This is a genomic window from Modicisalibacter coralii (genome assembly GCF_004117855.1).
GTDB classification, from domain to species: Bacteria; Pseudomonadota; Gammaproteobacteria; order Pseudomonadales; family Halomonadaceae; genus Modicisalibacter; species Modicisalibacter coralii.
This window is the reverse complement of sequence record NZ_QWBW01000008.1, coordinates 286883-301514: the sequence shown is the minus strand read 5'-3', so window position 1 is coordinate 301514 and position 14632 is coordinate 286883. Positions and strand designations below refer to the sequence as shown.

11 protein-coding genes are annotated in these 14632 nt (G+C 66.1%); 5 read left to right on the top strand and 6 right to left on the bottom strand.

What is annotated here, in order from left to right; translation table 11 throughout:
* Nucleotides 1-21 precede the first annotated feature (21 nt).
* Nucleotides 22-2832, bottom strand: a complete 2811-nt coding sequence (locus D0901_RS04850) for an esterase-like activity of phytase family protein (RefSeq protein WP_129139164.1) — start codon at nt 2830-2832, stop codon at nt 22-24.
* A gap of 134 nt (nt 2833-2966) precedes the next feature.
* Nucleotides 2967-4517, bottom strand: coding sequence for a trypsin-like serine protease (locus tag D0901_RS04845; protein WP_162500820.1), 1551 nt, complete (start codon nt 4515-4517; stop codon nt 2967-2969).
* Between the two features lie 183 nt (nt 4518-4700).
* Here D0901_RS04845 and D0901_RS04840 point away from each other — a divergent pair, with 183 nt between their 5' ends.
* Both D0901_RS04840 and D0901_RS04835 read left to right on the top strand, forming a co-directional pair.
* Complete coding sequence (locus D0901_RS04840) at nt 4701-5060, top strand: GtrA family protein (protein ID WP_129139162.1); 360 nt, start codon at nt 4701-4703, stop codon at nt 5058-5060.
* Nucleotides 5057-6040, top strand: coding sequence for a glycosyltransferase family 2 protein (locus D0901_RS04835; RefSeq protein ID WP_129139161.1), 984 nt, complete (start codon nt 5057-5059; stop codon nt 6038-6040). The genes D0901_RS04840 and D0901_RS04835 overlap by 4 nt, the downstream gene beginning before the upstream one ends.
* Here D0901_RS04835 and D0901_RS04830 read toward each other — a convergent pair.
* The 4 genes from D0901_RS04830 to D0901_RS04815 all read right to left on the bottom strand — a co-directional run bounded on the left by D0901_RS04830 (nt 6001) and on the right by D0901_RS04815 (nt 11818).
* The gene (locus D0901_RS04830) at nt 6001-7326 is read right to left on the bottom strand and encodes a DUF6056 family protein (RefSeq protein ID WP_267899208.1); all 1326 of its coding nucleotides are present in this window, start codon (nt 7324-7326) and stop codon (nt 6001-6003) included. The two genes, D0901_RS04835 and D0901_RS04830, sit on opposite strands and share 40 nt — an antisense overlap.
* 174 nt (nt 7327-7500) lie before the next feature.
* The gene (locus tag D0901_RS04825) at nt 7501-8628 is read right to left on the bottom strand and encodes a hypothetical protein (protein ID WP_129139159.1); all 1128 of its coding nucleotides are present in this window, start codon (nt 8626-8628) and stop codon (nt 7501-7503) included.
* Nucleotides 8629-8955: 327 nt separating this feature from the next.
* Nucleotides 8956-10482, bottom strand: coding sequence for a DUF6056 family protein (locus tag D0901_RS04820; protein ID WP_129139158.1), 1527 nt, complete (start codon nt 10480-10482; stop codon nt 8956-8958).
* A 19-nt stretch (nt 10483-10501) separates the two neighbouring features.
* Nucleotides 10502-11818 carry a DUF6056 family protein gene (locus D0901_RS04815; RefSeq protein ID WP_129139157.1) on the bottom strand — a complete coding sequence of 439 codons (1317 nt, stop codon included), beginning with the start codon at nt 11816-11818 and terminating at the stop codon, nt 10502-10504.
* A gap of 168 nt (nt 11819-11986) precedes the next feature.
* Here D0901_RS04815 and D0901_RS04810 point away from each other — a divergent pair, with 168 nt between their 5' ends.
* The 3 genes from D0901_RS04810 to D0901_RS04800 all read left to right on the top strand — a co-directional run bounded on the left by D0901_RS04810 (nt 11987) and on the right by D0901_RS04800 (nt 14583).
* On the top strand, nt 11987-12418 hold the full coding sequence (locus tag D0901_RS04810) for a DUF3617 domain-containing protein (protein WP_129139156.1): 432 nt from the start codon (nt 11987-11989) through the stop codon (nt 12416-12418).
* Nucleotides 12419-12525: 107 nt separating this feature from the next.
* Nucleotides 12526-12960 carry a DUF3617 domain-containing protein gene (locus D0901_RS04805; protein WP_129139155.1) on the top strand — a complete coding sequence of 145 codons (435 nt, stop codon included), beginning with the start codon at nt 12526-12528 and terminating at the stop codon, nt 12958-12960.
* Nucleotides 12961-13056: 96 nt separating this feature from the next.
* A complete protein-coding gene (locus tag D0901_RS04800; RefSeq protein ID WP_129139154.1) occupies nt 13057-14583 on the top strand; it encodes a glucosyltransferase domain-containing protein in 1527 nt (508 codons plus the stop codon).
* Nucleotides 14584-14632 lie beyond the last annotated feature (49 nt).

Genomic DNA, 14632 nt, shown 5'->3' with positions numbered 1-14632 from the left:
CGCCTCATGGCCTCGATTACCTCACCCCCACATGCCGTCATCGGCGGTGGGGATCACCCGGCCCTCGTCGTAGCCATAGCGCAGGTAATGCCCCAGCGGCTCCACGCCGGCCTGGGCGATGTCCGGGTTGGCGTCGAAATAGGCGTCCAGGTCGAACCACGCCGAGGGGTCGCGGCCCTCCTGCCAGCCCCAGGCCTGGTAATGCTGGTAGCCGCTGTCCAGCTCGCCGCGCTGGATCGCCGCGTCGACGTCCGGGTTGGCCGCGCGATAGCCGCGCTCGTCGAACAGCGCATTGGGGTCGCGACCCTCGTGGGCGCCGTAGTCGCGGTAGTGATCGAGCGCGGTGATCTCGCCCCGCGCCACGGCGGCGGCAACGTCAGGGTTGGCATCCAGGTAGAGGCGTTCGTCGAAGGCCAGATCCGCCGGGCCACTGAGGCTGGGCACCTCGGCCAATAACACCCGATCATCGAAGCGCAGCAGCTCGATGCCGGAGAGGCTGTCCGTGCCACCGAGTGCCGAGGTCACGGTCAGGCTGCCGTCATCGGCATGCACGATGCTCGCCGCCGCCGCGTCGCCGCCGAAGCGCGCCACATCGACACCGGCGCCACCCACGAGGCGATCGTCTCCCGGGCCGGCAATCAGACGGTCGGCCCCTGCGCCACCTTGCTCGTGCTCGTTCAGGGTCAAGCCCAGGGCGATGAATTGCGTGTCCTGGCTGTCGTTGAAGTTGTTGTCGGAGACCAGTATCAGGCTCTGACGGCCATCCGCCAGGCGTGGCCCCAGCGACATGCCCTCGACGTTGTCCGGGTCGATGCCCAACTCCCCGAGATCCGCCACCAGACGCTTGTCGACCGGGCGCACGCCTGACGTCTCCTCGAGGCTCTCCAGGTCATTGATATCGGTGGCAGCGCCGAGGTCGACCTCGTAGAGACGAATGGTATTGCCGACATCGGCGAAATAGTTGCGCTCCAGGGCCAACAGATGGCCGTCATCCAGTGCCAGCATCTCCACCAGACCGAAATTGCCCGGCTCCGTCGGATAGACATACTGGTGTTCGACCTCACCGCTGCGGGCGTCGTACTGCAGGATGCGTGACGGGCTGCCGCTGTCGATGCCGGGCCCGGGGCCATCCTGGACCAGTGCGCTCTCGGTGGCGGTGAACAGCGTCTCGCCGTCCGGCGTCAGCGTCAGGCTTTCCAGCGCCAGGTTGTTGCGCACGCCAGACTCGCCGCTGCCATCGGGAATCAGCGCCGCGGGCATCTCCAGCATCGACAAGAGCTGGCCGTCGCGACCGAAATGCCCCACGAAAGGCGCAATCCCCTGGTCGCTGTCACCCTCGGACGAGATGAACAGCGTGCCATCATCGCCATAGGCGATCCCCTCGGGGTCGATGGCGCCGCTGGCGAAGGCCTCGCCCTGGGCCTGCCACAGCGTGGTGACGTCGGTGAACCGCACGCCACCGTCGTCGAGCCGGCCATCATCGAGGTCGAGCCGCAGGCTGTAGAAGCGCGCCGGGGCCAGGTCGGAACGATCGTCGGAGATCGCCAGATAACCGCCGCTGCCATCCCGGGTCAGTCCGGAAAGGCCCCCCAGCGGCGTCTGCTGGAATGACAGGCCATCGGGCAGCGCCACCAGGCCAAGGAAATCCGCGCCGGCGACACGTGGCATTTCCTCGGTCAAGGCGAGATCGGCATACACCAGCCGATGATCGGAAGCCTCCACCGCGGCACTGCCCGGCTGCCCCGACTCGGGCCAGAAGACGCCACCATCGAGCCGGGTCAATCCCGCCTGCGACGGCAGCACATAGTCCACGCGCAGGTTGCCCGGCGCCTGGTCATTGAAATCCGCCGTGTCGTAAGCAGGGTCGCCCTGCTGGTCGGCATTGGCGCCGCCTTGTGCCTGGGCAGCCGACACCGCGCCCTCGCTCTGCGGTGCCAGCCCGGCCGCGATGCGGGCATTATCGAGCAGTTGCTGGGCGCTGCCGTCGAGGCTGTCGCCATCCAGCGGGTCGACGTTCTGATCGCCCACCACCACGAAGCGGGCATCCCCGGCGAGCCCCCCGGCCCGCCCCCGGTCATCGACGATATAGTCGCCCTTGCCCGGGCTGACATAGTCGGACCAGAAGCGAATCTCATCAGCGTTGCGCAGGCCATTGCGATCCTCGGCGCCATCGAAGGTCGGCGGCGTGGGGTGCGAGGCCAGCAGATGCAGGGTCTCGCCGTCGACCTGGATCGGCACGTCCCAGTGGCTCTTCGACGATAGCGGAAACACGTCGAGCGCTTCCGGCGAGTAGTAGTCCCCCGGCGCCGCCGTCTGCGGATCGTCGGGCAGGCGCGCATCGGGCATGTCCTTCCACAGGAAGTCACGGAAGGTCCGCACTGCCGACTCGTCGATGGGGTAGCGTGACAAGACCAGCATGCCGTACTGGCCGGGGAACTGGCCGAAGCCCAGGGCGTCGTCGGCGTAGCCCTCGTCACCGGGCCGGGTCACGACGCGGCCATCGCCGTTCAGATCGACCCCCGAGGCGACACCGGTATTGACCGGCGCACTGAAGTCATAGGCATAGTCGACCGGCGCCTGCCCGTTCTGCGATACGCCGAGGTAGTTGGCCTTGAACGCCTCGACCGCCTGCGGCGAATAATCGAACTCGTTGATCAGCAGAATATCGGGACGGGTGCGCTGGATGACCTCGGCAACCCGCTGTGCCTGGGCATCGTCCGGAGTGGAAAGATCGGCGAACAATTCCCCCTCGCTGGCGCGATTCAGCGAGGCGTTGTACGTGGCGACGCGAACGACGTTCTCGTTGGCCATGGACAGGGTATCGACCGGCATGCTGGCATCTCCTCGGGGGTAAGGACTCCGGTCGCTACTCTGTCAATCGCGCATGACGGCCTCATGTCGAAAGCATCACGGTTTGGTGATCGGCCCCGAGCCGGGACGCCCGTCGAGAGCGGGCGCCCCCTGGCTCACCCCCACATGCCGTCATCGGCGGTGGGGATCACCCGACCCTCGTCGTAGCCGTAGCGCAGGTAGTGGCCCAGCGGCTCCACACCGGCCTGAGCGATATCCGGGTTGGCGTCGAAATAGGCATCCAGGTCGAACCACGCCGAGGGGTCGCGGCCCTCCTGCCAGCCCCAGGCCTGGTAATGCTGGTAGCCGCTGTCCAGCTCGCCGCGCTGGATCGCCGCGTCGACGTCCGGGTTGGCCGCGCGATAGCCACGCTCGTCGAACAACGCATTGGGGTCGCGACCCTCGTGAGCGCCGTAGTCGCGGTAGTGATCGAGCGCGGTGATCTCGCCCCGCGCCGCCGCGGCGGCAATGTCCGGATTGGCATCCAGATAGAGCCGTTCGTCGAAGGCCAGATCCGCCGGGCCGCTGAGGCCGGGGGCCTCGGTCAGCAGGATCCGATCGTCGAAGCGCAGCAGCTCGATGTCGGTCAGGGTGTCCCGGCCGGACGCCTCGGACGCGACGATCAGGGAATCGTCGCCGCCCTGGGCCAGGGTCGCCTCGTCGGCACGCACGTCGAAACGCGCGACATCCACCCCGGCGCCGCCGTCCAGGCGATCGTCCCCGGCCTTGCCATACAGGCGGTCGCTGCCGCCGGCGCCGCTCAGGCGGTCATCGAGCCCATGGCCCAATAGCAGGTCGCGCCCCCCGCCACCCAGCAGGTGGACGATCTGGTCCTCGCCCCGCCACGTGTCGGAGACGCCGGCCAGCGTGCTATCGATCCAGTCCTGGTAATGACTGACCCGCTGCCAGGCGCCGACCTCGCCGTAGCTGCTGTCGATGTCGTCGGTGGCATCCAGCGACTGACCGTAAGCGCCGGTCAGCGAGGCCGAATAGCTCGCCACCCCGGCCAGCTTGCCGTCGATGAAGGCCGGCCCACCACTGTCGCCGGGCGCGATCATGCCCTCGACGGATCCCAGCCCGGTATCGTCGAGGCCCATCAGGTAGCCCAGGGTGTCGTAACGGGCGCTGCCGCTGTCGAAGTCGGCGACCAACTGCGAACCGGGGGGCGTGTACCAGCTATTGCCGTAGAGGGCATCGTCGACCGCATCCCAGGTGGTTTCCAGGCGATTCTGAACGATGGAACGTTGCCCGCCGGAATCGCTGTCGTAACCCAGGTAACCGGAGCCGGTGGCCCCATAGCCCACCAGGGTGGCGACCCGGCCCAGCTCGTCCTGGTCCCGGTAGAGTTCATAGCGCGGAATGGACGCCGGCGCGGTCTCGTCCAGCCACAGCAACGCCAGGTCGTCGCGATACCCCGTCGTCGAATAACCGGGATTGATCCAGTAGTCCGAGACCGTCGCGGAGTAAGCGCCATCGACGCCGGTGAAATCCACGCGGATCGGGCCGACGTTGTTCTCGACCACGTGCGCGGCGGTGAGCACCGCCCGCCCATTGGCGAGCAGGGTACCGGTACCCAGGGCAGCGCTGGTCAGTACCTCGCCGACGCCGTCATAGCCATCCCCGGGGGTTGACGTGAAACTGTTCGTATAGCGTGTGACGGTAGTCATGCCTGCCTCGCTGGCGACGTTGATAGTTTCGTATGTCAGAGTCGTCAGTATGCCCATTGATACATCGATGGCAATCGTGGCGCCCACCACGGCAGCGTTTATCTCGGCCGGTCGGCCCTGTAGACTGAGGCGATTTTATCGGCGGCACGCCCCGCCGCTCGCCACACGGTCGATGCCCTCGTCATGCTCAAGCTGTTTTCCCGCTACGCCTCGGTCGGCGTGATCAACACCCTGCTGCACTGGTCGATCTTCGCCCTCGCCTACCACTGGCTGGGCAGCCAGTCGCTGAGCAATCTGATCGCCTTTGCCGTCGCGGTGACGTTCTCGTTCTTCGCCAATGCCCGCTGGACCTTCCGCTCCGACGCCTCGGCCCGGCGCTATGCCGCCTTCGTCGCCTTCATGGGGCTGTTGAGCTGGCTGGTCGGCAAGCTCGCCGACCTGGTCGCCCTGCCACCGATCGTGACGCTGATCGGTTTCTCGGCCCTCAGCCTGGTGCTGGGCTTCGTCTATTCCCGTTTCTGCGTGTTCAGGAGTCACTCGTGAATCTTTCACTCGTCGTGCCGGTCTTCAACGAGGAAGACACCATCGCCCTGTTCTACCAGCGGGTGCGCGAGCATCCGGCGCTCGCGGCGCACAGCATCGAGATCCTGTTCGTCAACGACGGCAGCCGCGACCGTACCGCCGAGATCATCGCCGCGCTGGCCATTTCCGACCCCCTGGTCACGAGCATCGACTTCTCGCGCAACTTCGGCAAGGAACCCGCCCTGTTCGCCGGCCTGGAACACGCCCGGGGCGATGCGGTGATCCCCATCGACGTGGACCTTCAGGACCCCATCGAGGTGATCCCCCAGTTGATAGAGAAATGGCAGGAAGGTTACGACGTGGTGCTGGCCAAGCGCAGCGACCGGGGCAGCGACGGCTACCTCAAGCGGCGCTCCGCCGAATGGTTCTACAAGCTCAACAACTGGATCAGCGAGACCACCATCGAGGAAAACGTCGGCGACTTCCGGCTGATGTCACGGCGCGTGGTGGACGCCATCATCCGCATGCCGGAACGCAAGCTGTTCATGAAGGGCATTCTCAGCTGGGTGGGTTTCGAAACCGCCGTCGTCGAATACACCCGTGTGGAACGTTCGGCCGGCAAGAGCAAGTTCAACGGCTGGAAGCTCTGGAACCTGGCCCTGGAAGGGATCACCTCGTTCTCGACCGTGCCGCTGCGCATCTGGACCTATCTGGGCTTCGGCGTCGCCGCCTTCGCCTTCGCCTATGCCGCCTGGCTGATCATCGACAAGCTGGCCTGGGGCAACCCGGTGCCGGGCTACCCCTCGCTGATGACGGCGATCCTTTTCCTGGGCGGCGTCCAGCTCATGGGCATCGGCGTGCTCGGCGAATACATCGGCCGCATCTACATGGAGAGCAAGCAGCGCCCGCGCTACATCGTCAAGCGCCTGACCCGCGGCGGCCAGCGCCACGAGTCCCCGGCTCAGCCATCCGCGCCGTCGAGCGTCAACCAGCAGCCGTAATAGCTCTCGAAGACCAGCATGTTCTGCATCGTCCAGGCATCGCGCCCGTTGAAATAGCGAGCCGAATAGCCTGGCGTCACCGGCTCGATGGTCAAGCCCGGCTTGCTGCCGCATTCGCTGGTACCCAGGTGGTCGAGAATGCGCTGCTCCCGGGTGTCGAACTGCGCGGCGACGTCCCGGTAGATACTCAGGGTCTTGAGCGCCATGCCCAGCGATCCCACCAGGAGGACGGCAACCAGTACCCGCCCCAGGACGCCGCCACACCACAGCCGATAGGCCGCCTCGACCACGATCGCCAGCATCAGCACCCAGGCCAGCAGGAAGGCGCGTGGTTCGGTATAGGGCGCCGCGGACACCGAGCCGACCACCAGGACCGCCGGCAGAATCAGCCACCAGACTCGCGGGTCCTGGCGCACCCGTGAGCGACGATGCCAGTGGACCAGCAGCGCCAGCGCCACCAGCGAGGCGACCAGCAGCGGCCAGGCGGTCTCGAGGAACGTCAGCGAGACCTCGGAAGCACGCCCCAGGTAGTAGGCTAGGTCGGTGTCGCCGACGCTGTAGATCTGGCGATACACCGAGCGCCGGTAGGCCGTGGACGGCACCAGCATCAGCGCGACCCAGCCGACGACCACCGCCACCACCGGCAACAAGGCCCGCCAGTGGTGCCGACGATCCGCCAGCAGCGCCCAGCTGACCAGCATGTACGCGGCCACCGCCAAGGGCACGTTCTCGAACGAGAAACCGGCCAGCAATCCCGCCAGGCACAGCCCCGCGCAATAGCCGCCACGGTCGGCCACCCGGCGTACGCGGGGGGCCGATGTGAAGGCGGCCACGCACAGCAGATTGAGCAACAAGGGATGCAGGTAGCCGGCATTGGCGGTCTTCCAGAAGAAGACCTCGAACGCCGGCCATAACAGGAACGTCAGCCCCGCCGACAACGCCAGGCGCAGGCGCCAGCCCGGCCGCAGCGGAAACAGCGCCGCCACCAGGGCATGCAGGCCGACGAACGCCAGGCACGCCGCCACCAGATACGCCACGGGGGGCACGTTCAGCCAGAGGATGGTCATCTGCTCGCCCAGCCGGGCATTCCAGTGCAGGAACTGATCCGGCCACTTCTGCAGCATCCACGCCAGCCGCGCCCCGAAGTCACCCTCCGCGAAGCGCCGCGCGAAGGCGAAATCCTCCCCCTGCAATGGCGCCATCCAGAAGATGACGCCATAAACGACCAGGGCGAACGACGCCGCAAGCCACGGTATCGTCCGCCCTGGAGTGATGTACCCTCGCATACTCGCCCCTGGTCGGGCATCGTCTTGACTCGACACAGCGGCCATCGGCTCACCGCTCTTACTCAAGATGACGCTACATTACGCTTTATTACTACCAGCGCCATGATGGCCATTCCCGCGCCCGAGGGGAAGGGACACCTCTCTCGAGCGCGAAGAAAAAAGCAGCGTGTGCGTCTAGCCGATAAGACGCCCTTCGTCCTGGCCGTAGAGCATCCAGTGCTCCAGGGGATTGACGCCGGCCAGTGCAACATCCGGGTTGGCCGCCAGATAGGCGCCGGGGTCGAACGCTTCGGACGGCTGGCGCCCCTCCTGCCAACCGTAATCCCAGTAGTGCTCCACCGGCTCGATCCCCGCGCTGGCGATATCCGGGTTCTGGCTCAGGTACCAGTCGACATCGAACCACGGGTTGGGGTCGCGTCCTTCCTTCCAGCCATGGTCGACGAAATGGCTCACCGGCTCGATACCTGCCGCAGCGATATCGGGGTTATGCTCGAGATACCAGTCGACATCGAACCAGGGGTTGGGGTCTTGTCCCGCCTGCCAGCCGAAGGTCGCATACTGCTCCACGGGAATGGCGCCCGAATCGCGCAGCGACGGGTTCTGGTCGAGATAGAAATCGCGATCGAACCAGGTATTGGGGGCACGGCCTTCTTTCCAGCCATAGTTCGCGTAGTGCTCGACAGGGTCGACACCTGCCGCGACCAGGTCCGGGTTATGGGCCAGATAATAGGCGTCGTCCAAGCCCTTGATCTCGTCGGCTCGCTCGACCGAGCGCTCGCGCATCCCCTCGACGAGGCTGTCGATAGCGTCGGTATTGAACACGGGAGAGCGAACCAGGTCAGCGAATTCATCACTCGAGAGATTGCCCTGATAGCCAGGGCTATCATGGATCTCGTCGCGGAACTGGGAGAAATCCAGGGTCCCGTCGGCAACCCGGTACTCCTCGATTCGACCCTCCTGGCTCTCCCAGTCACTGATGACGAATTGCCCGCGGGTGGCGCTGTCATAAACCCAGAGATACCGCTCTTCCAGCGTGAAGATATAGGTCAGCGCGCTATCCAGGTTGATGCTCGGCGCATCGATACGGTCTTGCCCGCCCTCGTCGATGACCGTCATGACACCGTGAGTCTCGAGCCGATAGACGTCGTCACCCCGGCCGCCCAACAGGAAGTTTTGCTCTGTATACGACTCGGCGAAAAACGTGTCGTCGCCGTCGAGACCGTAAGCGATCACATAACCGGCCGCCGAAATATGATCGTCGCCGTGTGTGCCCGTTTTTTCTTCATAGCCCAAAAATGACATGTCTTCCCCGACTCGATGCTGACTATTGTTCGTCGATCACGCATTGCGGAACACTGGCCAAACGCCGGCGACCGACAGCGAGACACCGTCCATGCATCAGCAAAGCGACTCATGCGAGCGATAACCCCGCACACGCCATACAGGAGCCACGCTACCAATACATAACTATAATTAAGGGTATCGGCAGCGGTGGTGACATCTGAAGCGTGAAAATCGAGAAATCGAAAAACGCCCCGCCAAGCACGGGCAACGCCAGCAACCAAGAACGCCCATCACACCTGGATCCCACCCAAACTTCGCTCTGACAGACCTTGACGAGCGGCCCGGTCAGTTACCGCTGTTTTCCCACACGAAACGCGTCTCCAGCGGGATGTCGTAATACTTCTTCATCCAGGTTTCGATCAGCGGGCGATCATAGGGCATCGTCTCGGCATAGCGCGGGGCCGGCAGCTTCTCCAGCACCACGCTGTCCCCGGGATTGCGGCCCGCATACAGGTCGTTGTGGTAGGCGCGCAGCTTGGCGTCATTGGCCAGGTTCGCCTCGCGATTGGCGAGATAGCCGGCGAGGATGTCCGCGGCGTTGTCCAGCGCCGCCGGCGCGGCCACCAGCAGCGCCAGGACGACCAGAGTCCTGCCCCGGGGCAGATCGGCCAGCGCCACGAAGGCCCGGGTCACCGGCCACATCATCAGGAAGTAGAAGATCAACAGCGAGCGCCCGGCCACCACCGGCGCCAGCAGCAGCAATACCAGCGAAGCCAGCGCCGCCAGATAGGTACAGACCAGCAGGTCGCCGTCGTCGCGCTGGTGCCGGCAGAGCAGCAGCACCACGCCATACAACGTCATCAGCAGCAGCGTGAACAGCAGGAAGGAGACCAGCCAGGCCAGCCCCAGTACCAGCGGCACGCCCAGCCAGGCGGCGAGCCGGGCTCGGCCGCTCCAGCCCGCCCGGGCCATGCCCTGCCCGGCGAACACCAGCAGCGACACCGCCATGAAGCCCAGCACCCAGTGGCCGCCGTTCTCGTCGAGCAGGAAATGCGCCAGGGACCGTGCACTGGTCAGCACGTTGGTCAGCATATCGTCCGAGATATAGGACGACTGTGCCTTTCGGGCAAAATTGCCCGGCGCCAGAATCACCAGGCACGCGCCGGCCAGCACCGGCATGCAGCGCAGCGCCAGCGGCAGCACCAGGGCGCGGGGGCGCTCGGCATCCCACAGCGCGAGCAGTGCCAGCCCGCCGGCGAAGGCGACCATGGCGACAGCCATCTGTTCGTGAAACAGCGCCGCGATCCCCAGCAGCAGGCCGGCCACCCCATCCAGGCGGCCCGCGACGCGCAGACGCCACAGCGCCAGCATGAATACCGCGATGCCCCACACATAGGCGATCGATGCCGAAAACCAGTAGAGGCCGCCGAGCACGCTGAACTCCGGCAGCGCCATGAAATAGAGCATCGGCACCAGCAGCCAGGGCGTGCGCAAGCGCCCGACCGGGGTCAGTTTCACGCTCAGGCAGACGATCAGCAGGATCACGAAGGCCTGCACCAGACGCACCGCATCCAGCCCCAGCTTGAACAGATTGATCTGCAGGAAGAACGGGAAGAAACGACCCGACCAGCGCAGGTACTCGTCATGCAGAAAGCTCACCAGTTGCCACTGGCTGAATCCCTGACCATGAAAACCCTTCTGCTCGCTGATATAGGTCAGCGTGGCGTAGCCCCAGTCGTCGTTGTAGGGGAACACCTGCCAGTGCTGCACCAACAGATAGGCGAGAAAGCCGAGCAGCAGCGCGGTTCCGGCGATGACGACCGAAGCCGGGCGATGTTCGGGCCTGGGGCCGCTCGTCGTGAATCCCTTCATCACTTGCTCCAATGATCACTCATTGGCCGTCGGCCGGCACCAGCTTGCAGCCGTAATAGTTGCCGACGTGCCACAGCGACCACCGATACCAGTCGTCGCGGTTGTTGAAATAACGGTACGGATAATCGAAATGGCGCTCCCGGACCGCCACGCCGGTCTCGCAGGCCGGGGTGCCCAGGCGCTCGAGGATACGTGCCTCGCGCGCATCGAAGCTGCGCGACACGTCTTCGTAGATCGTCAGGGTCTTGATCGCCAGCCCCGCCGACACCAGCAACGCCAGCGCACACAGGGCACCTGCCCAGCGCCAGCGACGGCAGACCACGCCGGCGGCCTCGATGACCACGGCGAACATCAGCGCCCAGGCCAGCGAGAAGGCACGCGGCTCGGTATAGGGCGCGGCGAGCATCGACCCCACCACCAGTACCGCCGGCAGGATGGTCCACCATACCCGCCGGTCGTAGGCGAGCCGGCCACGACGTTGCTGAACCGCCAGGAACACCAGCGACACCACCACCAGCGCGAACATCAGGCCCGTGGTATCGAAGAAGGTATCGGTGACCTCCCCCGCCCGCTGCCAATAATAGGCCGGCCCCATGTCGTGGACATCGTTGGCGTCGAGATAGAAGGCGCGCCGGTGCGCGGTCGAGGGCATCGCCATCAGCGTCGCCCAGCCGGCCAGCATCGCGCCCACCGGCAACAGCGCCGGCCACGCGACGCGACGGCGCGGCGACAACCACCACGCCAGGGCCATGTAGAGCGCCAGTGCCATCGGCACGTTCTCGAACGAGTAGCCCGCACCCGCCGCCACCAGGCACAGCCCGGTCAGTCGCCACGGGCTCCCGGCCAGTGCGGTTACCGAGGCGTCGCTGCGATAGGCCACGATGCAGACCAGCGACAGCACGATCGGCTGCAGATAGCCGGCATTGGCCGTCTTCCAGAAGAAGATTTCCAGCCCCGGCCACAGGGCGAACATCAGCCCCAGCGTCAGGGTCAGCTTGAGCGGCAGATCGCGCCGCCCCGACCAGACCATGGCGATCAACGTGCAGAAGGCCACGAAGGCCGCCAATGCCACCAGCCAGAACAGCCACGCCGGCAGGTTCAGCCAGACGATGGCCAGTTGCTCGCCCAGGCGGGCGTTCCAGCTCGCCGTCTGCTCGGGGATCTTGTGAGCGATCCACGCCAGCCGCTCGCCCCAGCCGACCTCGCCGTAATGGCGGGGAAAGGCGAAGTCCTCGCCCATCAGCGGCATGCGCCAGAAAACCGCCGCATAGACGGCCACGCTCAGCGCCGCGCAAGCGACGAAGACGCCCTGATAGACCCGACGAAGACTGGTCACGTGCCCCCCTGGTGTATGGTCAAGCGACGAAGGATACGACTTACGTCCCAGACACACCAGTCGACAAATGCCGACAGAGCGGCGCCATGCCGCGACGACTGGCTTTCATGCCATGGCTCGGTAAACTGAGGTCCGGATCGTCAATGCATTGCCCGAAGAGTCGTGATCATGAAAACAGCAGCCATCATCGTTGCCGCCCTGGCAGGCAGCGTCGCCAGCCCCGCCTTCGCCGGCGACATCGAGCCAGGCCAGTGGGAACTGACGATGACCCTGGAAGGCGGCCCCCTGGCGCCGGGAAAGACGCAGGAAGCCACGCGGACACGCTGCTTCACGCCCGAGGATAGCCGCGACCTGGTACGAACGCTGAAATCCACCGCGGAAGAGGACGACTGTCAGGACTCGCAGGTCTCCCGTGACGGCGACACCATCACCCACAGCGCGAGCTGCCCCAGGGCCGGGCGCGGCATGGCCAGCGTCGAGGGATCGATGACGCTTCACGACACGCGTCATTTCACCAGCGAGACCCACATCGGCGAAGGCGAAGACGCCACTCACGTCACCACCGAGGCCCGCTGGATCGACGACACCTGCGAGGGCTGACGGCCCCCACGGCGTCACGCACCGCCGCAGGCCGGCCCCGCTGGTTTTCGTCGTGATGCCGGTTAGACTGCGGCCCATAAGAACACACCACATCAAGGGAGAACGGCATGAAAACACGCCACCTGCTGATTGCCGCCATGCTGGGCATGACGGCCGTTCCGGCCTGGGCCGGCGACATCGAGCCCGGCCAGTGGAAGAGCACGTCCACCATCCAGGGCGACAACATACCGCCGGGCATGCCGCGCGAGAGCACCGATACCGAGTGCATCAGCGCCGAAGAGGCCCGGGACCTGGAAGCGGCCGTGCGTAAGAACTTTACCAATGAAGGATGCGAGGTCGTGCAGTCGTCACGGGACGGCGACACCATCAGCTACCAATTCAGCTGCCAGGGCCAGGGCGGCGCCATGGAGGCCCGCGGTTCGACGACCATCCAGGACTCGCGCCACATGACCTCCACCATGACCACCAGCTACGCCGGCGACGACACCGAGTTGGCCATGGCCACCGAGGATGAATGGGTCGGCGAGACCTGCGAGGAGTGACGCCCGCGCCGGCCCATCGCCACGCCGCGGTGGCGCCGGCACAGCCCCCGCCACGACGCCCGCCCTGCCCGGTGTATCGCTTTTCACGAGGCCCTGATGACCCGCGTTGATCACACCCCCGGTGCCTGGCCGCTGTCGCTCGGCGAGTCCGGCCGCTTGCTGCTGTTGACCGTCGTGGCCAGCCTGCTCGTCTACGGCTACCCGCTGACACACTTCAGCCTGCCCATCGACGGCGAGTTCCCCGACAACTTCGACCAGACCATCGCCTTCGGCCGCTGGGGGCACAGCCTGCTGCGGGCCTGGCTGCTGCCCGAACCCTTCGTGCCCTTCTTCACGCTGCTGGTGGCGCTGCTGGCACTGAGTCTCGCGGCGGTGCTGGCCGCCCGGCTGCTCGATCTCGCCGGGTTGCCCGCGCTGGCCTTCACCTCGCTGATGGTCGGCTTCCCGCAACTGGCCTACCAGTTCGAGTTCATCAACCAGGCCGACACCCTGGCCATCGGCTACCTGCTGGCGATCACCGCCACAGCGCTGTTCGCGCATGCCGTGGCGCGACGGGGGGCGCCACGCTGGGCCGGTCTGGTGCTGGCCACCGGCTGCTACGCCTATGCCATCGGCATCTACCAGAGCCTGGTGGTGGTACCGCCACTGATGCTGCTGGGCAGGCTGGCGTTCGCCACCGAGGGCGATCCCGATGCCACCCCGCGCCAGGGCCTGGCGCAGTTGGCCGGTTTCGCCCTGATCGCGGTATGCGCCGTCGGCGTGTACCTGCTCGTCACCCGTTGGACCCAGGCCCACTTCGCGGTCGATGGGTCGAGCTACCTGGCCGGCTTCGTCAATCTCGACATCGGCCTGCAGGACTACCTGCACGCAGTGGCCGGGCAGTTCGCTCTCGGCCTCAGCGGCCGGCAGAACTTCGGCCTGGGCAGCTTCGCGCTGGCCAGTGCCGCCAGCGCCCTGCTCGTCGTGCTGGCCCTGGCCCGCCTGGGCACGCTCGGCCCGGCCCGGACCGGCTACCGGGTGCTGCTGATACTGGCCATCCTGCTGCTGCCGTTCGCCTTCTGCCTGACCAGCCGCTACGCCCTGCCGCCGCGCATCCTGATCGGCACCAACCTGGCCCTGGCGCTGCTGGTGACGCTGGCGCTGCGCCGCTGCGACCCGCGCTGGCTGGCGGGGCTTGCCGCGCTACTGCTGCTGGTGCACGGCGCTCGGGTCTCGCAGCTGTTCGCCTCCGACGCCGCCGTCCGCCAGGCCGACGTGCTGATGGCCAATCGCATCGTCACCACGCTGTATCAGCAATACCCGGACTTCGACCCGAGCCGCACGCCGGTCTACTTCCACGGCGGTATCGCCAACGACAGCGTGCACAAGCTGCCCGACTCGGACGTCTTCGGCAGCTCCTTCTTCGCCTGGGACGGCGGCAACAACATCCGCCTGCGGCTGTTCTTCCGCTACTACGGCATCGGCGAGTGGCGCAACGCCGACCGCGACGAGACCCGCCGCGCCCTGAGTCACGTCGAGGCCATGCCCACCTGGCCCAACCCCAATGCCATCCAGCGCCACGACGGCGTGATGATCGTCAAGCTGGGCGAGCATCGCGGCTGGCTGCCCTTCAGCGTCGACTAGCGGCGGCGCTCGGCGCCTCGTCCTCACGACGAAAAAAAGCGCCGGCTTG

Coding starts and splice junctions, on each gene's coding strand:
- D0901_RS04845 (WP_162500820.1), bottom strand. CDS start 4,517: ATGACTACCGTCACACGCTATACGAACAGTTTCACGTCAACCCCCGGG.
- D0901_RS04830 (WP_267899208.1), bottom strand. CDS start 7,326: ATGCGAGGGTACATCACTCCAGGGCGGACGATACCGTGGCTTGCGGCG.
- D0901_RS04800 (WP_129139154.1), top strand. CDS start 13,057: ATGACCCGCGTTGATCACACCCCCGGTGCCTGGCCGCTGTCGCTCGGC.
- D0901_RS04805 (WP_129139155.1), top strand. CDS start 12,526: ATGAAAACACGCCACCTGCTGATTGCCGCCATGCTGGGCATGACGGCC.
- D0901_RS04810 (WP_129139156.1), top strand. CDS start 11,987: ATGAAAACAGCAGCCATCATCGTTGCCGCCCTGGCAGGCAGCGTCGCC.
- D0901_RS04850 (WP_129139164.1), bottom strand. CDS start 2,832: ATGCCGGTCGATACCCTGTCCATGGCCAACGAGAACGTCGTTCGCGTC.
- D0901_RS04820 (WP_129139158.1), bottom strand. CDS start 10,482: ATGAAGGGATTCACGACGAGCGGCCCCAGGCCCGAACATCGCCCGGCT.
- D0901_RS04825 (WP_129139159.1), bottom strand. CDS start 8,628: ATGTCATTTTTGGGCTATGAAGAAAAAACGGGCACACACGGCGACGAT.
- D0901_RS04840 (WP_129139162.1), top strand. CDS start 4,701: ATGCTCAAGCTGTTTTCCCGCTACGCCTCGGTCGGCGTGATCAACACC.